Below are 23,459 nucleotides of genomic sequence, written 5' to 3' on the forward strand. Positions count from 1 at the left end.
TTCTGTCTTTCCTTTCTTTACAAGCAACTAATTGCAGGAAACTTAAAATAATTTGTCTTTGGTTAACAATATGTTAGAAAAGCCTTTTTTATAAAACTATAAATCTATGGTATTGTAAATCTAATGCGTAATGTTTAGATAAAATCGCACAGACAAAATATCTGGAAAATGTAATGTATAATTGATATTTTTATTATTATTATTATTTCCTCTATAAAATAAAATTACTTTTAGCATTAGCTATATCCTTTTTTATCTGAGTTTTCAGGTCATCAACTGAATGGAATTTTTGTTCATTCCTTATTTTAAACAGAACTTCTACCTGTATGGATATACCATAGATAACTTCATTAAAATTAAGAATGTGTACTTCTATATTTTTAGGGCTATTTTTATGAAAAGTAGGTCTAACTCCAATATTCATAACTCCAAAATATTTTTGACCATTAAACCTTATTCGTACTCCATAAACCCCTGTCTCCAACCAAGTGGCTGTAAAATCTATGTTTGCAGTTGGAAAGCCTATTTTTCCACCTCTGCCTTCACCATGAATTACCTTTCCTTTTAGCTGGATAATCTGCTTTGGAATTGATTCCGAGTGCATATCATTACTCACCTCAATTTTCTTGGACTCAACAATGGGGGAATATCGGGAAATTCATTAATAAACAAATATCAGATTCGTAATGATAAAATGTTTATGCAACATTCGTAATTATGACTGGATCAGTAATATTAATATCATTTAAAATTTGCTCTACAAAAATTCCGAAAGATTCCTTTAACTGAAACGGGTTTCTGCTGTCTAGTCTTGATTCTTTTGAACTGTTTAATTTGTATATTAAAATACCAAATCCATCTATAGTAATTTTCTCTATATTTTTTTCTTCAAAGGCTTCCCCAATCGAAAAAACAGAATCAATATATACAGGAAGAGGTAATGTCTTATTTTTCTTTTCTTTCATAATCACTATAATTTTACTGTCATCCAATTGGTTTGTATAAATTATTGAAGTTAATTCGCCATATTTCGTCGGAACAGTATTTTCCTTTTGACGTAGAATTAAGTCCGTGTTCCTCAATTGGTGTACGACTAAATTTTTCATTGAAACCATTATTAGGTTTAATTCCATAGACAAATTTTCCAATTCCAGTTTGTTAGCTATCATTCCTTTTTTATTTAATACATCGCAAACAACACCTGATAAACTTTTAGCACTACATAATTGAGCCAAATCAATTGCGGCGTCCGAAATAGTTACTTGCTCTAGGAGTCCTCTCTCACTAGAAATAATTGGGAAAACGTGGCCAGGTCTTGTAAAATCATTTGGAGCGCTATTTTTTTCAGTTAGCGTTCACACCTCTCGAAAGCAGAAATTCCAGTACTGCAATTTGTATAATCCACAGAAACCGTGAAATACTTATGGGGGTTTTCATTATTGTTAACCATCATCGGAAGTGTTAATTCGCTTGCCCTTTGCTTTGTTAAAGCAACTGAAACTAAACCTCTTCCATGGGTGGCCATTAAATTAATAGAAGAGGGGGTTACAAAATCAGATAATAAATAGAAATAACCTATTTCTTTTCCTTTGATAAAGTCATCGATAAGTAGAATCATTTCGCCACTATTCAACGCAACTATGCAGTCATTCAATGTATTATCCATACAGAAATTCCTCCGTTTAAATGAAATCTAGCGTTACAAAAATTTAAGAAAACCATCCAACATTCAGTTCTGTTTTCCATTGATACATAGATGATCCTATTTAAATGTATTTTCAGTAATCCTTAAAGGTTCATGCAACGCTAGTTCGAAATAAAAACAATTTCTAGGGTAAAATAAAATGAAGATACGATTCTCTTTATATATTAATCAGTCCAATTTCCATTGTTCGGGAATTCATCAAAATCTTGTTGATCGTGGGTAAAATAAATAGGTGTACCTGCATTTTCAATTGTCCGTAATTTCATATAGGAAGAGATGTGCTTTTCGGTACTCCAGTCATAAGGCATTGGAGTAAAATTTCGATAAGCTTCTTTAAGGTGTCCTGTATCGGCGGCCAAACATACGGGACCCCGATTTTCCAATCGTAAAATCATTGCTTGATGTCCTGGAGAATGCCCTGGAGTAGTGAATAATTTAATTGTTCCATCTTGAAATAAATCTATATCTCCATCGATCTGTAAAAAATTATATTCCCTTGTGTCTTTATAGTCATTCAAGCAATACACCAATCCCGTCCAAGGGTCTGGCCACCATGCATACCGAAGTTCATTCTTTTGAACAACAAAGGTGGCATTAGGAAAGTGACACATTCCGCCTGCATGATCCAAATGCATATGTGATAATATGACGTACTTTACATCATTGGGTTTATAGCCAAGTTTAATTAATTGGCGATCGATAGCGTGTTCGCGTGTCATACAACAACCAAATGCTTCACGCATTCCAGGACCCCAATGTTTTATTGCACTTTCAGGGTCAGCGACATTATAGTTAATCCCTGTATCAAATAGGATTACACCCTTTTTTGGATGTTCAATTATCCAAACACTTGATGGTGCAGAAATCATTCCACTTGCACCAGTAACAAAAATACCTTTATCCAGTTTCAATGGACCACAATCAACGGCTGTCACTCGTACACCAGCTCCCAAATACAATTCCCCCCTTAATCAGTGGATTTAGTTCTTGAACGCCTAATTTCGTAAATAATATTTGAAGTTATCAACATATTTCTAAAATCACGGTGTATAGGAAAGGGCAGAAGCGCTTGTTTCTTTAGAGTCTGTCCAATTTGGCATTACCTGTGTTGCAAACATTTCAATATGACGCATCATATCTTCATGTGGAACCAAGCCAGGATATTGCCACATTAACAGATACTCAGGATTGTGTTTTTTCACCAATTGCTCAATTTTCCGATTAACGGTATCCGGAGTTCCTATAAATTCAAAGCCACGGTCACATAGATCTTTAAAATCTCCTTTAATTTTTCCTGTTTCCCCTTCTCGGCGTAATGCTTCATTAAATCCTAACTCACCAAACCAATGCGGCCATACAAATCCATTTCCATCTGCAGCCAATTCATGTGCGCGTTCATCAGAATTAGCAACTAGGACATCTCGGAATACTCCAATACCATCCCCACTAGCAATTTCACGACCGACCTTTACAGCTTCATCCTGATATGCACTAATCAATTTCTGCATTGCTGTATCATCCGTGTTCAACATAAAGGGAACAATCTTTTCTTTTGCACAGAAACGCCATGTATCTGCACTATGAGAGAATGGTTGCCAAACCTCTATATCACGATTCTGGTAAAGTTTAGGAGCGATCCCGATTTCTTTTATATAGCCAGCCGCATCCATTCCTCTTCCATAATCACCGACCGCACTATGGTCAAATTTAAGGTTTTCAGGAGGTATATTCCAGATTTCACCTTTATGTGAAAACGTTTCTGATGCCCATGCTTTTCTTATAATTTCGTAGTGTTCATTAAAAAGGGTTCTGTTACGTGCGTCTGTTTCCGTCTTATCAGAGAATGTCGCTCCAACACCATAAACCTGGCCGAGAACGTCTGCCCATCTTTTTTGATAACCGCGAGCGATTCCAGCTATCGCACGTCCATTTGTCATTTGATCAAGCATTGCTATATCTTCCGCTAACCGTATTGGGTTGTGGAATGGTAGAACATTTGCTAATTGGGCAAGTTTAATGTTTTTAGTTTGCATACCTAAGTACAAACTTAACATTATTGGGTTATTAGATACTTCTAATCCTTCAATATGAAAATGATGTTCAGTAAATGCCGCGGCATAGTAACCAAGTTGATCAGCTGCCTTAACTTGTTCAGATATTTGATAAAGCATGGATTGGTAAGCTTGCGTATTTTGTCCTGGTAACATTCCAGACTCTATTTGTTTTCGAGTACCTACAGTAGGTAAATAAAATAATACAAATTTCATTAATAAATCCCTCCTGGTTTTTAATGGTGTTTATTTCATACGAATTTACTACTCTATTTTTTCTTTGGCTTTCAAAGTGAAAAAATTAGCGAAACAAATACATAAATCCAATGAAGTCTTAAATCAGTATGTAATAACTTTGAAAAATTATTTGTTTGAATTCGCTCAGATACATTGGTTTCATCAAATGACCATTCAGCTACATAAAAATCACCCCCTTTTTTTGTAACCGTTTTCAAACTAAGGCTTAATACAATAACAAACAAGAACCTTTGAAGTTGGCACAACATTCGTTCCATAGAAATTTTAACTTTTGAATTTATTACATGATGGAGTGTGTTTGTCTTTTATTACATGGTAAATGCATCTTTTATTAAATAATTCCTTTGCTGGAGGTGCGGTTTGAATGACATTAAATTCATATGATCCATTTCTGGTTGGATTAACACAAAATATAACTTTATTCAACGCAATGGAGGAAAGTCAGTATTTTGGTTGAAATACTTAAGGGGTCAACGAGTATCTAAAATTAAGGTTTCTAAAACATGTTCCATTCGTTTATCTAGTTTAAATCGTACCGATTATCGGGTAATATATACTGATTAACGATACGATCATATTAATTTATTTTAAAAAGCCTGTCAATATTTTTTTGTAACATTCTGAATTTTTTTATTCTCAATCAGTTTTAGTGAATTTTTTAGTTTAAGGCTAGAACCTAGAAAGGGGCAAAAAAAAATGTTTTTAGTATTGGTAACGTATACTAAACCCTTAGAAGAAGTAGACAACTCGTTGGAAGACCATGTGATGTTTTTAAACAAATATTATGAACAGAAAAAATTTGTTTGTTCAGGTAGAAGAAACCCCAGAATTGGTGGTGTAATTTTAGCAAATGTAAATACATCACAAGAAATGGAGGCTATCATTCAAGAGGATCCCTTTTATTTTAGAAAAATTGCCGAATATGAGGTCATCGAATTCTTACCTACTAAATTTGATGAGAAATTTAAAGTTTTTATAGAGGATGGGGAGCAGGCATAACAGCCTGTTTTTTTTTCCTTAAAACACAATTATTTTCCATTATTATACAATCTTGAATTCTAAATAAACCAGTACGTACATCCAAGTCTATAGCTAGTTTATCTTCGCTAAAATCATCAAAGGCTGATTGACGCTTCGTCAATGACGTGAAGAAGAGGCGTAGTTTAATAATGACTATATCATTTTTAATATAGTGTTACTTGATTCATACATAAAATGATGTTGTTAAATTTAGCAAATAAATATTGTTGATTAAATTTTTAGAATATTGTATTATCTCAATTACAGGTATACGATGTTAATTATCGGTACGTTTTTATAAAATACCTGATAGAAAATTTTATAGAGGTGATCCTCGTATGAAGAGTTTGCAATTATCTGTTGTTCAACAATCAGAACAAGTAAAAGCGTTAAGACGGGAGATTCGTAATTTCATTCAGACAGAGCAAGAAATCGGAGCATTTGAACCTCAATGCGATTCATGGTTAAGTGGTTATTCTCCCAAATTTAGCCGCAAGCTGGGAGAGCGCGGTTGGATTGGTATGACCTGGCCGAAATGCTATGGCGGACAAGAGCGTTCAGCTATCGAAAGATATGTTATAACGGAAGAACTGTTAGCTGCGGGATCGCCGGTTGCTGCCCATTGGATTGCCGACAGACAAACCGGCCCTCTACTTCTCCGATTTGGAACAGAATATCAGCGTGAACTGTTTCTCCCTAAAATTGCAAGAGGAGAATGTTACTTTGCAATCGGTCTAAGCGAACCAAATGCCGGTTCTGACTTAGCAGCTATCAACTCCAAGGCAACCAGAGTAGATAATGGATGGATACTGAATGGTAGTAAAATTTGGACCAGCGGCGCACATTATGCCCACTATATGATAACCCTATGCAGAACTTCCCCAATGAACCAAGAAAATAGGCACGATGGGATGAGTCAGCTTATTGTAGACTTGACTGCACCGGGTGTAACTGTTCGACCAATTTATCTAATGACCGGCGAACATCATTTCAACGAGGTTATCTTTGAGGATGTATTTTTGCCAGACGAAATGTTGGTAGGGAAAATGGGTAATGGATGGAAGCAGGGTATGGCAGAACTGTCCTATGAACGAAGTGGTCCTGAACGTTTTCTTAGTACGTTCCCGCTTTTAGAAGAACTGGTAAACGCCCTACAATCGACCGGTGACAAATTGTTAATCAGTCAATTGAGTCCTTTGGTATCCCAGCTTTGGACCTTGCGGAATATGTCTATGGGCATTGCTCAAATGTTGGAAGATGAGATTACACCTGATGTGGCTGCTGCGTTGGTGAAGGACTTAGGTACTCAATTAGAGAAAAGGGTAGCTGAATTAGCTAGACTATTAGTTTCTTCTTCCCACAAAGCCTTCTCACCTCAAATTGAAAAACTAATGTCGGAAGCAATTCTCCATTCTCCTGGCTTTACTCTTAGAGGGGGGACTACTGAAATTCTAAGAATGATTGTTTCAAAGGGGGTAATTGCAAAATGAACGATATCACGGAAATGCTAATTGACTCCACAAATAGAATCATGAAAGATATCTGCACAAAAGAACTTGTAAATGAATCAGAAAAAGGGAGATGGGCTGCCGATTTGTGGGATATGCTGGCGGGTTCGGGGATGATTACAGTAGCCATTCCCGAAGTAAGAGGTGGTAATGGCGGAGAGTACACAGATGCCCTTAGCATCCTTCGGTTAGCAGGAAAGTACTCTGCCCCCATTCCACTGGCTGAAACATACGTAGCAAATTGGCTATTGAATCAGCTGGGTGCAGATATTTCGGAAGAGCCACTAACTATTGCACTGCCTAGTAGAAATGAATTATTTAGCTTCAAAGAAAACAAGGATGGATGGATTATCTCGGGGAAAGCCAGTTCTGTTCCATGGGCAAGATTTGCCAAACAAGTGTTGGTTATCGGAAAAACTGAATCTGAACACGCTTTAGCCCTGATCAAACCAGAATACGGAGAAATCGCCTTCCGTCAAAACCTAGCCGGTGAAGCAAGGGATACAATAACATTTGAAAGTGTATTCATGGATAATTGTGAGGTAATACCAATTGACCTTGATTGGGTAATGAAACAGCTAAGATATAGCTTAGCCGTGACCCGAATTGTCTTGATGGCTGGAGCTCTTGAAAGGGTACTTGAACTTACTGGTAAGTATTCCTCAGAACGAAATCAATTCGGCAGACCCATTCATCGATTTCAGGCTATCCAACAACAATTAGCCCTTTTAGCTGGGGAATATGTTGCAGCAGGAGTTGCTAGTGATTATGCAGTCGATGCCTTTCAGAAAGGGCAATTATCTAAAGAAATTATCATGGCTAAGATAAGAATCAATGAAGCGGCGGGAAATGCAGCAACCCTCTCCCACCAAATTCATGGTGCCATTGGTTTTACCTATGAGCATATCCTTCATCAAAATACACGTCGTTTGTGGTCATGGCGTGACGAATTTGGAACAGAGACAGAATGGGGAATGGAATTAGCTGAACAAATTATGGAAAAAGGTCAGACTGGAATTTGGTCATTTCTTACGGACAAATAGGTCAGGTCATTTTAATAAAGGAGAATGTGTAGATGAGTGATTTACTTTTTACTGTAGATAATGGGATAGCAAGGATTACATTGAATCGTCCGGACAAATTGAATGCGTTTAGTACCGAAATGATTGAACTATGGATTGATGCATTGCAGATGATACGTGATGATGAAGAAATAAGGGTAGTTGTTCTAGCAGGGAACGGTCGTGCCTTTTGTTCTGGAGGGGACGTTAAATCTATGACAAGCGGAGAAGGTATGCTCTATAACAACACAGGGGTCGGGGATATGGTTACTACTGCACTAGCTAGGAAGAACACTTTATGGAAAAAGGTACAGCGGATTCCTCTTCTCCTCCAAGAAATTGACAAGCCCGTGATTGCGGTGATTCAAGGAGTCGCATTGGGAGCTGGATTTGATATGACTCTAGCGTGCGATATAAGAATAGCCGCTAAAAGCACCAAAATTTCAGAGAGTTATGTAAAAGCGGGGATTGTTCCTGGTGATGGAGGAGCTTACTTTTTGCCACGATTTATTGGTGTTGATAAGGCGTTAGAGTTGCTTTGGACTGGTGATGTGCTTTCTGCTGAGGAAGCCAAACTGTTAGGATTGGTTACACATGTGGTTGCAGACGACCAAATCGATGAATTTGTTGAGAACTATATCCAACGACTTGTTGATGGTCCACAGGATGTCCTACGCTTTACAAAGAGGGCTGTGTACCAAGGGCTTAATATGGATCTTCGTACTTCCCTGGATATGATTTCTTCGGCCATGGGCATCGTCACTGAACTACCAGACTATCAAGAAGGGGTAAGGGCTATTTTGGAGAAGCGAAAACCAAATTTCGAATAAGCCTAACTTCTGGAGGTGTAGGTAAATCTCTTTCTATCAAAAAATAAAAACAATGAGAATGGAAGAAGGGAAGACTTAATATGGAAGCTTTAGAAGGTCTAAAAGTGTTGGATTTGTCCAGAACCCTTGCGGGTCCCTTTTGTACCATGTTACTCGGAGACATGGGAGCAGATATAATCAAAGTTGAAAAGCCTGGAACAGGGGATGAGACAAGACGATTCACCCCTCCAAAATGGGATGGTATAAGCGCTTACTATTTAGCTTCTAACCGAAATAAACGAAGTATTACAATTGATATGAAATCAGAAGAGGGCAAGCAGCTTATTTATAAAATGGCAAAAGAATCGGATGTGTTTATTGAAAACTTCCGAACTGGCGCTATGGAAAAAATGGGACTTGGTTATGAACAAATGAAGAAACTTAATCCACGGCTAATTTATTGTTCCATCTCTGGATTTGGACGAACTGGGCCGGAAAAAAATCGTGCTGGATATGACCTATTGCTTCAGGGGTATGGTGGATTAATGAGTATTACAGGAGAGACAGGTGGATCTCCAGTTAAAACTGGCATGTCCCTCGTCGATTTAACAATGGGAATTTTTGCTGCATACGGTATTTTGACTGCTGTAATTGCCCGTGGTAAGACAGGGAAGGGGCAGTTTATAGATGCTAGTCTTCTAGACGGCCAAGTTTCCTTGTTAAATTTCTTAGTTACAAGCTATTTTGCCACAGGTAAACCAGCCGGACGCATGGGATCTGCACACCCCACCATAGTTCCATACCAAGCGTTTTCGGCAAAAGATATGGATATTATTCTCGCTGTTCCTAACGATGGACTCTGGGCAAAATGTTGTCAAGCTTTGAACTGGGAGGATTTATTAACAGATCCGAGATTCAAAACGAATGAAGACCGTGTCACTCACCGTCATGAGTTGGTTTATTTTATTAGTAAACGCTTGTCCTTATTAGAAAGCAAGGAAATCTTTGCTTGTCTTGATGCTGCTGGTGTGCCGTGTGGACCTATTCACACTATTGATCAAGTTGTGAACCACCCACATGTACTTTCTAGAGAAATGATATTAGAAGTAGAACATCCAATTGTGAAGAATCTAAAAATGGCAGGTTTCCCAATCAAACTATCGGATACGCCTGCAAGTTTGAAAAGGCATCCTCCGCTCCTCGGAGAACATACTGAAGAAATTCTTAGTGAACTGGGATTGTTTGCTGATGATATTGAACAGTTAAAACAAAAGCATATAGTGGGTGAGTATAAGGAATGTAAGAGTAGTATCTGACAAGTTAAGTATGTTTTGTAAAATCGAGAGGAGTATGCCCAAGATGAAAGTAAAAACAAGAACCTATCAGAATTTAATCAATGGGGAGTGGGTCAGCCCGCAATCTGGGGAACTTAAGGAAAGTGTGAATCCATCTGACAATAGAGATATTGTTGGATATGTTCCAGTGTCTACAAAAAGTGATGTTGATGATGCGGTTCATGCTGCCAAACAGGCCTTTCAAACTTGGAGAAAACTACCTGGAACGGCTCGAGGTGAATATCTTCGTAAAGCGGCAGATATTTTAGAACAACGGGTGGATGATATTGCCAAAACACTTACACGTGAAATGGGAAAGACACTTATAGAGGCGAAAGCCGAGACACTACGAGGTGTAGATATACTTCGCTATTATGTAAGTGAAGGGATCCGTTCAATCGGAGAAGTTATCCCTTCAGGTGATAGTGAGGCTCTCCTTTTTACTTCCAGAGTACCTGTGGGGGTTGTGGGTTTGATCACCCCATGGAACTTCCCGGTTGCAATTCCTGTTCACAAAATAGCTCCGGCTCTCGTCTATGGGAATACAGTAGTTATAAAGTCAGCATTTGAAACTACAATTACTGCGATAAAAGTGATGGAGTGTTTTAAAGATGCTGGATTGCCTGACGGTGTTTTGAATTTAGTCAGCGGTAGAGGAAGCACAATCGGCAACGCATTATGTGATCATCCCGATATCAAAGCCATAAGTTTTACCGGATCTAACGATGTGGGTAAGCTTATTGCATTAAAAGCGGTACAGCGAGGAGCTAAGTTTCAATTAGAAATGGGGGGGAAGAACCCTGTAATCGTCACCGAACATGCAGATCTCGATTTAGCGGCAGAAATGACTGTTAACGGAAGTATGAAATCAGCTGGTCAAAAATGTACGGCAACTAGCAGGGCCATTATAGTCAAAGAAGTTTATGAACCTTTCCGTGAAAAAATAATTCAAAAAATAAAAAACATAACAGTAGGTAATGCTCTTCAAACTGGTTCCTATATGGGTCCTGTATCGTCACTTACACAATTTAACAGTGTTCAAGAAGCCATTAAAAAGGGGGTTAAAGAGGGGGCTCGTCTAGTATTAGGAGGTAACACGGTTAAAAATCCAAAACTAGCATATGGATACTATATTGAACCAACATTATTTGATGAAGTTGAATCAAGTATGTCTATTGCACAGGAGGAGATATTCGGACCAGTATTAGCTTTAATTAAAGTGGAAAACCTAGACGAAGCTTTACAGGTAGCTAATGATGTTAAGTATGGCTTAAGTGCATCTATTTTTACAAACCATCTTGACGAGGTATTTCAGTATATGAATGAAGTGGAAGCGGGTATGATTCGGGTTAATGGGGAAACTACTGGTCTTGAGATTCATGCACCATTTGGAGGAATAAAAGATTCTAGCACGCAAGCTCGAGAATTAGGAAGGGCTGCAATGGAATTCTTTACTTCGATTAAAACAATAACAATTAAATCATAATGAATCACGATTGCAAGTAGCAGTGCCACTAAGACTTAGTAGCTATGAAGTAAGTAAACAATTTTAATTGTTGTGTTGGGAATCAACCAAATATAACTAGAGGGTGCGTTGGACAATAATCTCGTCTTCTATTTCCACCCTCTTCTGTGAAGCTGGTTGGACTAATTACTTGCAATAGGTGTTCGGTGAATTATTATACTTTAGTATAACTCATAACATTCAGAATTATCTATTAAATTATAAGATCTATAATCATAAAAACCTTCAACCCAACTATCTTTAGTAATCTCTTGGTAAATCTATCATCTAACCACACCCTTGCTTAAAAAATTCTACTTTGAAAATTACATATTATCGATTCAATATATAAAATGAAACATTTGTATCAAAATAAAACATTCCGTTATAGAAAATCTAAATTGCTCTCCAGAGAGGGGGACTGAAATTTCCATTTTTATAGCCTTTTAAAAGATTTATTTATTAAATATGTGTTGGCATGATTCTTGCTTTTATTAGATTAAGGGCGCGAAATTACCTTAAGTCTTATACTAGAACAAAGAAAGAATGGAGTTACAAAATACGATAACATTTACTCTCTTGATTGAATTACCTGTCAACGAATTTTTAGATGAGGCTTGCGACTTAAGTTTTTTTATACCTGCCCTACCTGTGATTTGGAACCGCCTAATGGAATTGATGAAACACGTACGATCCAAGAAGAAAGGGAATAGTTCTTCAAATAAGCTAGAAAGGAGTAAAGTGAATGGATTGGAGAGTATTGGCTCTAAGGAAGAGTATTGATGAATATCGTCAGGACATGTTTGATTTGGCAGTAAAGAAAGGCTTAACTAGTCCGGAGGTAATAAAAATCAGTCAAAAATTAGATAGTGAAATTCTCCTGTGGCAAAAATTATTTATATAAGATTTACCTTTTGTCAACGGAACCTCTTCTATAGGTTGAAAAGAAAAGCTGGGCTATGAGATTACTCAATCATATAACAATGTGTGATATAACGAAATTTTCAAAAGACAAAGGAGTATTTATGGAAAAATTTCAGACCGACACACATCTTCATATGCCGGATTTGCTTTTTGTTAGATTTTGTGAAGAAGAATATAAAGTGAATAGGGGTGTATACAATACAGTAGAAAAGTGGTTTTATGATCAAGAGGTCCATAACATTCTACTACGCAGAGAGGCAATTCTGAGTTTTTTTCTATTTGTAAGAACGTGTCAAAAAAGCGATGGGAAAATAAAGTTTGGTCATGGGGGATTAACACAACTATTAAAAAAGTTTTGGTGTCAATACAAAGTTGCTCAATAAGTAAACAAAGAAACCAAGGTGAATGAGTGTATTAGTGTTGAACAAGAAATAGGAGAGTCTCGATAAAATAAATGGAAAAGAGGAAATCAATAATGTCAAATGAAAAGTATCAAACTTTATTTAAAGAAGTCATGGGGAATTACCCAACTGGAGTAACTGTCGTAACCACAACTGACAAAGATGGAAATCCTGCTGGTTTAACTGTAAATTCATTTGCTTCTGTTTCACTCGAGCCTCTTCTACTACTCTGGTCAATAGATAATAAAGCTACTAATCTTGATTCTTTTATTAATGGAGAGAAATTTGCTGTACACATTTTAGCTAGTAGTCAACAAGATTTATGTAAGAACTTTTCTAGTAAAAATGTTGATCGTTTCAGCACATGCGAATGGAAGCTTTCAGATCAGAACCTTCCTATCATCGATGGGGCTTTTGCAGTTCTTCAATGCAAAACGTTTAAGACCCTAGAAGCTGGAGATCACACTATTTTAATTGGTGAAGTCATTGATATTCAGATTGAAAAAAGGGAACCTATGCTATACCACAGAAGACATTTTGCATCAATTCCACCAGAGTTTTATGTAACTAATTAATAACTATCTTATTAAATGATTCAACTACACTATTTAAGATTATTCATAAAAGATTCAAAACTAAAGAAATAACAATGATATTAACTTCATTTTAGTTAATAGAAAACTAAAATTAATTTTGATGGGTGCGGTTAGGAACCGATTCCTTCATAAATGAGAGGAAGAATACTCTTTATGAAATTATTAGGTATAAGCGGGACTATAATAGGTTCAAAAACTGCAATTGTTACAGAGAAAATTTTAGAAGATATTGCAAAAATGGACCCTAGTATGGAGACTGAACACTTAAATCTAAAAGAGTTCGATATTCAATTTTGCGATGGCCGTGACACGGGAGACTATAACGAAGATACTAAAAAAATCATAAATCTTATATCGAATGCAGATTTATATATTATCGTTACACCAATTTTTCATGGGACTTATAGTGGGGTGTTGAAAAACCTTTTTGATTTAATCTCGCCTCAAGTTATGAAAAATAAAGTAATCGGGTTCACTGCTGTAGGGGGTAACTATAAACATTACTTAATGGTTGAAAATCAACTCAAACCAATCGCAGGTTATTTCGGAGCACATGTAGCCCCTAGTTACGTATTCGTTCACAACGAAGATTTTAAAAATAACTATATTGCTAATCAAGATATACTAGATCAAATAACTGATTTCTCCAGGGATATAATAAATATGAAAAAATTATTACAATAAGTATTCTTATAAAAATAAGGGTTCTGGTGCAATAAATTCAATAATTGCAGTTAATATCTAAATCGTACAGATACTATTAATCTAAAAAAGTTGCTGATTCAGTATGGATAATCAAAATTATTCAAGGGGAAACATTATCAGCCTGACATGATTTTGTTATTGTGAGATGGTACCTGCGGTACAAATTGAGCTTTCGTAATGTAATGGGAAAACTCAGCTTATCGATGGTTCAAAGAACAGTTATGCGTTGGGTTCATCAACATGGACCGGAATTAGATGTGTCATCTTAAGCCAAACTAATGACTTCTGGAGAGTCGATGAGACGTATATCAGAGTAAATAGGTCAAAGGATGTATCTGTATCGTGCAGTGGATTCCAAAGGAAACACGATTGATTTTTATCTTAGTACAACAAGAGACAAAAAGGCCGCAAAGCACTTCTTTAAGAAAGCTTTGCGGTTTTTTCATGTTTCTAAGCCGCGTGTCATAACGGTCGATAAGAATTTGGCTTATCCTATATTAATTGAAGAGTTGAAGAAAGAGAGAAGCATACCTGATGGTATGCGACTTAGATTACAGAAGAACTTGAATAACATAGTGGAGCAAGATCATCGCTTTTTAAAGAAGCAAGTCCGTTCTATGCTAGGATTAAAAACGTTTCGAACTGCCAAACTCATTTGTGGAGTGGAGGATATGCATATGGACATCTTCAACAAGGGATGAAGTCTGTCCAAAGCGAGATTGAAACATAAATTATTTGGAGTAGTCTCATAATTCATAGATGAAAAGGATATTGAAATTCTATGTTTCTAAAAGTTCATATTTGCACCAGAACCGGTAACACGAAGGCATACTCAAATGACCTGCATATACGAAGACACAGCGAATTCTCAAGCTCCTAATCTAGTTCCATTATTTCAAATATTAACAATTCATTCTAGAATTCTATCTATATTAATTTGATATTTTTCCATTTTTCTATATAGAGTGGCTCTGGAAATATTCAGTTCTTTTGCGGCTCTAGTTAAATGGCCGTTGTGATGTCGAAGTACTTGCAAAATTCCATTTCTTTCAAGTTCATTCATCGACACCGGTTTAACCGAACTATCTACTTCTTCCACGAATGGTTCGTCTAATATTAGACGGACATCTTCGGGCGAAATGCTTTGGTGCTCGGCTAATACAATTAGTCTGTAAACACTGTTCTCAAGCTCTCTTACATTACCTTTCCATTGATAACTTGCCATTAAATCCAGTGCTTCTTTAGTTAGGGACACTTTTTTCCCTTCATTACGATTATATAAAATGACAAAAAAGTTTATCAGACGGATAATGTCTTCTTTGCCTCTTTCTCGTAATGATGGTAAGCGCAAACTTAAAATATTAAGCCGGAAATATAAATCCTCTCTAAATGTATTATTCTTTATGGATTCCCTTAAGTCTACGTTAGTAGCTGCGATCACTCGAACATCTAACGGAATAGGTTTTTTACCGCCTAAACGATAAAGTTCTCTTTCCTGCAATACCCTTAGTAAATAAACTTGATGCTCGAGTGTTAGTTCTCCAACTTCATCAAGAAATATAGTACCTCCGTTTGCCAGCTCAAACTTTCCTTTTTGTCCCCCTTTTTTTGCTCCTGAAAAGGCCCCCTCTTCATATCCGAATAATTCACTGCCAATTAATTCTTTTGGAATTGCTCCACAGTTTATTGTGACGAATGGTTTTTCACTACTATTATGAATAGCTTTTGCAAACATTTCCTTTCCGGTCCCTGTTTCACCTAAAATAAGCACAGTTGCTTGACTGGATGTTATTTTTTTTGCTGTATTGATTGCTGCCTGGAATGAATCGCTGTTGCCAATCAAGTCATTAAATAAGGGTTTTCTTTTCTCTTTAGGCTCATGAACAGTCTTTACTATTGGAATCAATCGCATAAGCCACCCTTGAAATAACTTTTTATGAAAAATACGATTTAATACAATTCGAACATCAAGATCATGGCCCAATGTACTGTAAAATTCTATTTCATTTTCATTTAATTCCAAATGGAAATCTAAATTGGGAATACCCAAGGATGAAATAGAGTATCTATTCCAATCCTTTCCATATGAACCAAGTAAATGAGCTGCTTTTTCAGAACATCTGATAATTACCTTATCACTATTAATAATAAGAGCGGATTCTGAACCGTTCAGAAATTGATTTTGGAAATGATCTAATAAAATATTATACTGCTCTAAATAAAGATTATCTAAATTTTTTTGAATAGCAACTCTCGTTGAGTGTAATAGACCAAATGTATGAGAGTTGAAAACCTCGAGCGGTCCTGTAAAATCAATCACGCTTTGTACCTTATTAGTGTTCTTATTAAAAATTGGCATGGCCAAGCAGCTTATCTCATGAAACATACTACAAAAATGCTCAGCTCCAGCTACAAAAGCAGGTTTATTATGTTCTAAAGCAAGGGTTACAGCGTTTGTTCCAGCTTGATTATCGTGTATTCCTCCAGGCGCATTATTGATTTCAGATAAACGTTCTATTATTTTCTGATCTCCATACATCTTCACCAAAAGAGCATCTGCATTAAAGAGTTCAACCGACGTATAGTCCAAATATTCGCCAAGATCCTTTATAATATCTGTAGAGGACTCAATAATGTATTCATTATTATTCATATATTGATCATATGTATGGAGATCAATGTCTACTTTTGGTCGAAAGGGGTCAATGTTTTTATGTTTGTGTGATTTCCAAGATTCAGAAATAACCGTTGATATATGGGGGCTAATTATATCCTTCTCCATAAAAAGTTCCCAGGATTTTCGCAACTCCAATGGATTTTTAGATTGAGGATTAAATTTAAAAGAACTCATGACCATTCTCCTTTTGAAAGCGCTTTAATAATTTAGCAGGAGTTAGTTGGTCGCTGCTTGCCTTTATATTAATCTAAATATTTATAATTTTCAATAATATTTAGAGGAAATGTTCAGAAAAATGAAACAATTGTATCAAAATTAAACACTCAATCTTAAAATCTTAGTTGCTTTACAGTATAAAATCTATGTTTTTATAGCTTTAAATTGGTTTTTTTTATTTTATATTTGTTGGTACGATACTTGCATTGTATTAGTTTGAGAGTGCAGTTACCTATAAATTGAAAAAGGGGGTCTCATAACGGAAACGAGAATGCTCATACTTTCTTCTTAAACTAAATAGAAATGTAAGCGGTATCGATAATAAAACCCTTCGTGGACCTCAATGAAAAATGAATCTTAGTTAAGGGTTTAGTGTAATGAACAATTTAATTAAGGATGTATGAAACAAAACTTATAATTTTTCTACAAGTAACATCCCACCACTAAAAATTAGGAGGAATACAAAATGAAATTTTCTATGTTTTACTTACCGGCAATCGCAGAGGAAGAAGATGTTAGGCAAAGAGGAAGATTGGCTGGACAAGATCGGGAACTTTATCAATCATTGCTTCAAGATCTTCTTGAGCAAGCGCAATACATCGATAAAATGGGTTTTGACGCGCTCTGCATAACAGAACATCATTTCCACGTTGAAGGCTATGAAGTTTCCACCAACCCTATTATGCTTGACCTTTATCTCGGTCTGCAAACGGAAAGAATAAAAGTTGGCCAGTTAGGAAATGTATTGCCTACACATAATCCAATTCGTCTTGCGGAGAATATTGCTTTGCTTGATCAAATGACAAAAGGCAGGGCATTTGCCGCTTTCGCCCGTGGCTATCAACATCGCTGGGTACGCACAATAGGTCAGAAAAATAATGTTGGTATTTCAAATAACAATGTTAATGAGGATGAACGTAATAAAGAAGTATTTGAAGACTACTTCAATATTGTTCAGAAAGCATGGAAAGGCGGCACCTTCAAACATGAAGGAGAGTACCAAATCCCGGTTCCAGTTGATTATGGCTACAAGACTCACCAGGAAGGTTTAAATGAAGATGGAATTCTTGAAGAAGTTGGTATCGCGCCGCTTCCTTATCAAGAGGAAGTTGACTTATGGCATCCGTTTTCCTTCAGTGAATCAACGATCCGTTGGTGTGCAAAACGTGGTGCACAACCAGTTGTTATGACCACTAATTCAAAATTAGTTAATCACTTATTCGATGTGTACCATGAAGAAGCGAATAAAAGTGGGTATAATCGCGAGCGTGGTGACCGGATTGTGTTAATACGCGATGTATTCGTCTACGATACCGAAGAAGAAGCAAAACATTGGCAATCAAAAGGCGCTGGATTCATTTGGAAAGATTGGTTCGCTCCGGATGGATTTAATGCGTGTAACTTGCGTGAAGGAGAAACAGTGGATCAACTAACAGGGGAATATGATGAACTCTTGGAACGTGGTTTCTGTATAGCCGGAACACCGGAGCAAGTAAGACAACAAATCGAGCAGTTAATAAAAGAAACAGGCGTGAAACATTTGATGTTCTTCAATTTTACTAGAGCGATTCCACAGGAAAAAGTAATGCGTTCACTAGAGTTATTCTGTACAGAAGTAATGCCTCATTTTACCGAAGATAAAGTAAAAATTACACAAAGGTAAAGATCAACGGTTCCTGATTTTCATACTACCAGCCTCAATTAGAATACAGGCGTATCTTTATCAGATAGAATCTCCAAACATTGTTTAAGAACTTTCTTCTTTACAGTTTTTAAATCAAGAAACAGCAGGGTCCATAGCGGTTACTAAAGTAGCTCGGACCCACTTTTCTGGAAAACAGCATAGAATATGCAGGAAGATTTTCAGATAATGAGATGAGTCAAACTTCAGAAAATCCTCCAAAAGATATTCAATATTAAAAAAACAGATAAACGATTTGAAGATTAATCCAGTCTATCAGGCGGAGTTAAATAGATTTTACCCGTTTTGAAAGAACATCACTTTAAAAATTGAAAATCATGGTTACGATATTAAAAACTTAAAGTAAGTATGATAAACGTATTTAGAATTAGGGGGTAATGATATGAGAACAGGCGTACGAGTGACTGTGGTGGATAGTGGCCGTTTGGATATTAATAAAGGAATACTTATGACTGGGGCAGAAGGAAAAATCACTGTACCGACAAGCGTTTGGATTATCGAGCATCCACATAAAGGTGTAATCCTTTTTGATACAGGGGTCAACTATAATGTGGCGGATCCTGAAGCAGCGGAAAAATATTGGGGACCGGGTAAGCGTGACGCATTAGGTTGCATTATGACACGTGATGAAGCCATTGATCGTCAGTTAATGAAACTGGGATATAAGTTGGATGATGTAAAATACGTCATCTTATCTCATCTGCACTTAGATCATGCGGGTGGTATGTGTCACTTTCCGAACGCAACCTTTGTCGTGCAAAAGAGCGAACTGCGTTATGCGTGGTGGCCTGATTCATGGCCAGGAATAGTGTATTGCTACAACGATTATAAGGATACGAGAGGATATAACTTTTTACAAATCGAAGGAGATATTGACTTATTTCAAGATGGAAGCATTAAACTTATCAAGACTCCAGGACATACACCAGGACACCAAGCTGCGATTGTTCGATTGGAGAATCGAGGTCCTATATGTTTGGGTGCGGATGTGGCTCATCTTAAAGAGGCATACACAAACTTGGCCCCGATGCCTTATGATTGGAACACCGAAATTCTTACCAACTCTTATATGAAGGTTCGTGCTATTGAGAACGCAGGTATACCAATTTATCTTTCACATGAACCTAAAGACTTTCATGAATTTCCAAATAACGGTAAGTGGGCAGATTAATTATCAGAGGAAGAAGAAAATTCTCATTTTTATTACTACACTGTTTCAAATATAACTCTTTGAAACAGTGTAGTTACACCCTAGATAAAGAGGGATAGAATAGCAACTGAAAAGGATAAAAGAACTATTTGTCTAAAATAAACGATATTAAGATGAAAATTATAAAAGTAGTTAAAGGTTATTCATGATTTGTGGGGTATTTACCTAATTATCTCTCATCTATTTCCAAGATAATTCAAAAATTAGAATAATTAATCTTTTGATGACAATAAATTAAGTTATACATTTTCCAGCGTATATTTTTGAAACGATTATCAATGATGTAGAAAGTAGCTTAAAAGAGTTAACTAAGGAAATGTCTTATTAAGGATACTTAAATAGATTAATTAACGCAAATCAAAGGAAAACTTTAGTAGAGAGGGAGTATTAATTTATGTCCTTAATTTCTTATTCGTATTTTATGCCGACGCGAGTGGAGTGCGGTAATGGGATATCTGTAAAGATAGGGGAAATGATTAAAGAATTGGGAGCTACCAGAGTACTCATCGTAACAGATAAAGGAGTGCGGGCAGCCAACCTTTTAGAAGGAATTGAAAAATCACTCCTATCTTTAAACTTAGACTATGATATTTTTGATGAGGTGGAACCGAATCCTTCTGTTGAAACGATTCATAAGGGTACCCAGTACCTTAAGCTTCATAATAGCGATGCTGTACTGGCTGTAGGTGGCGGGAGCAGTATTGACGCCGCTAAAGGAATAGCTGTGATGGCGACAAATTCCGGAAATATATTGGATTATGAAGGAGTAGAGAAGATTAGTATTCCTCCACTTCCAATCATAGCAGTTCCAACAACGGCTGGGACAGGGAGCGAGGCAACAAATGCTACGGTTGTAACTAATAAAGAAAATTCGTTTAAATTTGGTGTAATTAGTTCATATTTATTTCCTAGCTTAGCTATATTGGACCCAGCACTTACTCTACAACTGCCACAGGGGTTAACAGCAGCACCTGGTATGGATGCACTAACACATGCAATTGAATCTTATACATCCAAAGCGGCTAACCCTGTTAGTCAGGCACTTGCGATTCAAGCCATTAAAATGATTGGCGAGAATTTAACAAAAGCCTACTTTGTCGGGACAGATATTGAAGCCAGGGAAAATATGCTTGTCGCATCCATGATTGCTGGGGCGGCATTTGCACAGTCACGATTAGGGAATGTACATGCCATCTCTCATACGCTTGGGGGAGTCTTTAATATCCCGCATGGAATCGCGAACGCAGCTCTACTGCCTTTTATAATGAAGTTTAATCTCCGTGCATGTCCAGATAAGTACAAGGATATAGCGCTGGCTTTGGGAAATAATGTTGCTGGTTTATCAACGATGCAGGCAGCTGAAAAGGCAATTGACACGATCATTGAAATGAATCAATCCATGAATATCCCACTTAATATCAAAGAGTTAGGTGTCTCATTGGAATATGTACCGAAATTGGTGGAGGATGCCATGAGAAGTGGAAATGTATTTGTAAATCCTAGACTTACAAACGCTGAAGATATTCAATTAATTATTGAGAGAGCATATTACGGCACTTTAAAAGAATCGGAAACTAGCTCCCCAAAAACATTCCTCGATTCGAAGGTTCCCTCCCACTTAAAACAGAGGATTGAGGTCTAAAATCACTTTTGACTATAAGATTTACGGTAAGAGTGACTGTTGTAGTAGAATTTGACGAACTTTCGAGAATTCGATATAGGGAAGGAAGGCATTTAGATAGCAGAAAGTGATTGATAAAATCTAAAGACCTATCTTGACTATGTAACAGGAAAGTGGATTGTCACACCAACGCTAGTAATTATCGGAGAATTACATCTTCACACTTGCAACAACGCATGGCCAAATAATAGGTCAAACAGATGTTGGGAATTTACCGTTACTTTGACAGAAGTAGCAAGTGTAAAACTAGTTTGAGCTATGCATTCAATTTGAGAAGAAATTTAAGATTTATATGAAGAGAGGTAATTATTATGCCATACGTAAATATCAAAATTACCAATGACAAGGTGGATCCAGTGAAAAAAGCGTTACTGATTAAAGGGGTAACACAGCTTCTAGTGGACGTACTCGATAAGAACCCCAATGCGACTTTCGTGGTAATTGATGAGGTTAATACTGACAATTGGGGTATTGGAGGAGAAACAATCACTGCTCGTAGAAAACAGTAGTAGAAAAAATAGTTCTTTTCTCAATTACTCTTGGTAAAAGGGGTAACCAGATGAAATTGCTTCCTTCGTATGTTGCTTGCCTATAATCTCGTACCGTCCATGACGGAATCGGAAAACAACCGAGCATTTAGCCATATAGATACACAATATATGCATTTAAGAAGTATCATAAAGCCAATACGAAAAAGGCCTCACATTGTGTGTGGCCTTTTCATCCCTTATTTTATGAAAATACCACACAATTGCTGCTCCAGCAACGCCGGACTTAAGCCCAAAATTCAGCAAAAACTTCTCTAAATATGACGAGTTTCTTCTATTATATATACTCCCCAAACACATCTGATTTCCACAAATGAATCGCATGGCGTTCTTTTTCAAAAACCTTCTCCAAATAAATTTCTGTAGTGGATAGCTGCTCATGTCCCAGACTCTTCATAATCTGATAGACATCCACTCCATTTAAGTGAGAAATGATGGCAAAAGCATGCCTAAATGTATGAGGACCAATGGAAGAAGAACGAAACTTCAAAAAAGGCAATCCACTCTCTTTAATGGCTTTTGTTATGTATTGAGACAAATAAGAGGGAGAGTAGGCACGGCCGGTATTGGTCGTAAAGAGCGGGTCGTCTCCTTCTGCTGCGTCTATATCGTCGATTCCTCTAGCTGAACGGAACATTCGAATACTATTCATTCCTTTTTCTTTCAATGGTATTTGCCTTTTTTTATTTCCTTTACCTAGGACCTCTAAAAAATACGTGCTGGTAATGGAATCATATTGAAGATCCTTGACTCGGAGTCTTGTAAACTCTTCATTACGCATGCCTGTCATCGTTAGGATATGAATAATCGAAAAAACGATGGGGTGGTTAATTTCCCTGAAGTAATCAAGTAGCTGAATGACTTCCTTTGGTCCCAAATCACGGTTCGGCCGATCATCTTTACGAATACTTATCTTAAAGAAACCTTCATGAATTGGGTCACTAATATAGCCTGATTCGAACAGGAATTTCAAAAAACTCTGAATGATGGTTGTTTTTCTGGATAATGTGGCAACGGAATAAGCGCCTTTTTTTAAGACATAGGGGCTTTTTTCTGATAACCATTCCTGATATCTTCGAATGTGCCGGGTAGATAGAGATTTAAAGAGGGAACCGTCCACAACTTTTTCCACGTCTACATGGATTTCCACCGAATAAGTGAGTAATTGTTCAATAAATTGAATAAGCTCTCTCTCATAGGCTTGGACGGTGCGGGTGGACTTTTCATGTTGCTGTTTTAAATGCTCTCGTCGTTGAAGAAACCACTGTAGCATTTCTACATCACTAAAATCGGAAAAAGGCTTATGTCCATTCTTTTCTGTCGTATCTAATCGTTCTTGTAACGTGTGAATAGATATTTCTGAAAGACTTTTTTTCCATGCACTACTCTGAAGCTCTTTCGTTTTTTCTATCAGTTCATGCATACCTGAATCCCTCACTTTTATAATCCAACGATTAATAAGATAAAGTATATATTTATTACAACCCCTTTAATGAATAGTACTTACATTATAACAAATTATAAGAATTAAATAATTATGTACGACCTA

General features: G+C 36.8%; 20 protein-coding genes and 1 pseudogene. 14 read left to right on the top strand and 7 right to left on the bottom strand.

Going from position 1 to position 23,459, the window contains the following annotated elements:
• Positions 1 to 211 precede the first annotated feature (211 nt).
• The 5 genes from RE409_RS29315 to RE409_RS29335 all read right to left on the bottom strand — a co-directional run bounded on the left by RE409_RS29315 (position 212) and on the right by RE409_RS29335 (position 3,972).
• Positions 212 to 604: a riboflavin kinase gene (locus RE409_RS29315; RefSeq protein ID WP_095394851.1), complete on the bottom strand. Its 393-nt coding sequence runs from the start codon at positions 602 to 604 to the stop codon at positions 212 to 214.
• 94 nt (positions 605 to 698) lie between these two features.
• Entirely contained in the window at positions 699 to 1,295 is a 597-nt protein-coding gene (locus tag RE409_RS29320) for a 3,4-dihydroxy-2-butanone-4-phosphate synthase (RefSeq protein WP_309559632.1), read from the bottom strand.
• Positions 1,296 to 1,348: 53 nt separating this feature from the next.
• Positions 1,349 to 1,666 (bottom strand): 3,4-dihydroxy-2-butanone-4-phosphate synthase, encoded by a 318-nt coding sequence (locus RE409_RS29325; RefSeq protein WP_309559427.1) that lies wholly within the window; start codon positions 1,664 to 1,666, stop codon positions 1,349 to 1,351.
• 203 nt (positions 1,667 to 1,869) lie between these two features.
• On the bottom strand, positions 1,870 to 2,658 hold the full coding sequence (locus RE409_RS29330) for an N-acyl homoserine lactonase family protein (protein WP_309559428.1): 789 nt from the start codon (positions 2,656 to 2,658) through the stop codon (positions 1,870 to 1,872).
• An 87-nt stretch (positions 2,659 to 2,745) separates the two neighbouring features.
• On the bottom strand, positions 2,746 to 3,972 hold the full coding sequence (locus RE409_RS29335; RefSeq protein WP_048689265.1) for an LLM class flavin-dependent oxidoreductase: 1,227 nt from the start codon (positions 3,970 to 3,972) through the stop codon (positions 2,746 to 2,748).
• Between the two features lie 738 nt (positions 3,973 to 4,710).
• Here RE409_RS29335 and RE409_RS29340 point away from each other — a divergent pair.
• The 10 genes and pseudogenes from RE409_RS29340 (at position 4,711) to RE409_RS29385 (ending at position 14,577) form a co-directional block, all read left to right on the top strand.
• Positions 4,711 to 5,013 carry a YciI family protein gene (locus RE409_RS29340; RefSeq protein ID WP_048689262.1) on the top strand — a complete coding sequence of 101 codons (303 nt, stop codon included), beginning with the start codon at positions 4,711 to 4,713 and terminating at the stop codon, positions 5,011 to 5,013.
• Positions 5,014 to 5,372: 359 nt separating this feature from the next.
• On the top strand, positions 5,373 to 6,524 hold the full coding sequence (locus RE409_RS29345; protein ID WP_309559431.1) for an acyl-CoA dehydrogenase family protein: 1,152 nt from the start codon (positions 5,373 to 5,375) through the stop codon (positions 6,522 to 6,524).
• Entirely contained in the window at positions 6,521 to 7,585 is a 1,065-nt protein-coding gene (locus RE409_RS29350; RefSeq protein WP_309559433.1) for an acyl-CoA dehydrogenase family protein, read from the top strand. Before RE409_RS29345 ends, RE409_RS29350 begins: the two co-directional genes overlap by 4 nt.
• 32 nt (positions 7,586 to 7,617) lie before the next feature.
• The gene (locus RE409_RS29355) at positions 7,618 to 8,433 is read left to right on the top strand and encodes an enoyl-CoA hydratase/isomerase family protein (protein ID WP_048689258.1); all 816 of its coding nucleotides are present in this window, start codon (positions 7,618 to 7,620) and stop codon (positions 8,431 to 8,433) included.
• An 80-nt stretch (positions 8,434 to 8,513) separates the two neighbouring features.
• Positions 8,514 to 9,728 carry a CaiB/BaiF CoA transferase family protein gene (locus RE409_RS29360; protein WP_309559435.1) on the top strand — a complete coding sequence of 405 codons (1,215 nt, stop codon included), beginning with the start codon at positions 8,514 to 8,516 and terminating at the stop codon, positions 9,726 to 9,728.
• A 43-nt stretch (positions 9,729 to 9,771) separates the two neighbouring features.
• Entirely contained in the window at positions 9,772 to 11,232 is a 1,461-nt protein-coding gene (gene gucD, locus RE409_RS29365; protein WP_309559437.1) for an alpha-ketoglutaric semialdehyde dehydrogenase GucD, read from the top strand.
• Positions 11,233 to 11,995: 763 nt separating this feature from the next.
• Positions 11,996 to 12,154, top strand: a complete 159-nt coding sequence (locus tag RE409_RS29370) for an aspartyl-phosphate phosphatase Spo0E family protein (RefSeq protein ID WP_309559439.1) — start codon at positions 11,996 to 11,998, stop codon at positions 12,152 to 12,154.
• 495 nt (positions 12,155 to 12,649) lie between these two features.
• Complete coding sequence (locus RE409_RS29375; protein WP_309559440.1) at positions 12,650 to 13,150, top strand: flavin reductase family protein; 501 nt, start codon at positions 12,650 to 12,652, stop codon at positions 13,148 to 13,150.
• Positions 13,151 to 13,324: 174 nt separating this feature from the next.
• Entirely contained in the window at positions 13,325 to 13,855 is a 531-nt protein-coding gene (locus RE409_RS29380; RefSeq protein ID WP_309559442.1) for an NADPH-dependent FMN reductase, read from the top strand.
• A 147-nt stretch (positions 13,856 to 14,002) separates the two neighbouring features.
• Positions 14,003 to 14,577 (top strand): annotated as a pseudogene (locus RE409_RS29385) (IS6 family transposase).
• A gap of 209 nt (positions 14,578 to 14,786) precedes the next feature.
• Here the strand turns inward: RE409_RS29385 and RE409_RS29390 are convergent.
• Positions 14,787 to 16,727, bottom strand: coding sequence for a sigma-54-dependent Fis family transcriptional regulator (locus RE409_RS29390; RefSeq protein ID WP_309559443.1), 1,941 nt, complete (start codon positions 16,725 to 16,727; stop codon positions 14,787 to 14,789).
• Between the two features lie 508 nt (positions 16,728 to 17,235).
• Between RE409_RS29390 and RE409_RS29395 the strand changes: the two genes are divergently transcribed.
• From RE409_RS29395 to RE409_RS29410, 4 genes are all read left to right on the top strand, one after another.
• Complete coding sequence (locus RE409_RS29395) at positions 17,236 to 18,432, top strand: LLM class flavin-dependent oxidoreductase (protein WP_048689235.1); 1,197 nt, start codon at positions 17,236 to 17,238, stop codon at positions 18,430 to 18,432.
• A 421-nt stretch (positions 18,433 to 18,853) separates the two neighbouring features.
• Positions 18,854 to 19,642 carry an N-acyl homoserine lactonase family protein gene (locus tag RE409_RS29400; RefSeq protein WP_309559444.1) on the top strand — a complete coding sequence of 263 codons (789 nt, stop codon included), beginning with the start codon at positions 18,854 to 18,856 and terminating at the stop codon, positions 19,640 to 19,642.
• 433 nt (positions 19,643 to 20,075) lie between these two features.
• Entirely contained in the window at positions 20,076 to 21,323 is a 1,248-nt protein-coding gene (locus RE409_RS29405) for an iron-containing alcohol dehydrogenase (protein ID WP_309559446.1), read from the top strand.
• 350 nt (positions 21,324 to 21,673) lie between these two features.
• Complete coding sequence (locus tag RE409_RS29410; protein ID WP_048689228.1) at positions 21,674 to 21,871, top strand: tautomerase family protein; 198 nt, start codon at positions 21,674 to 21,676, stop codon at positions 21,869 to 21,871.
• A gap of 316 nt (positions 21,872 to 22,187) precedes the next feature.
• On the opposite strand, the gene RE409_RS29415 is transcribed toward RE409_RS29410, so the two are convergent.
• Positions 22,188 to 23,333, bottom strand: a complete 1,146-nt coding sequence (locus RE409_RS29415; protein ID WP_309559448.1) for a tyrosine-type recombinase/integrase — start codon at positions 23,331 to 23,333, stop codon at positions 22,188 to 22,190.
• Positions 23,334 to 23,459: the final 126 nt, after the last annotated feature.

Source organism: Peribacillus sp. R9-11 (assembly GCF_031345095.1).
GTDB lineage: Bacteria > Bacillota > Bacilli > Bacillales > DSM-1321 > Peribacillus > Peribacillus butanolivorans.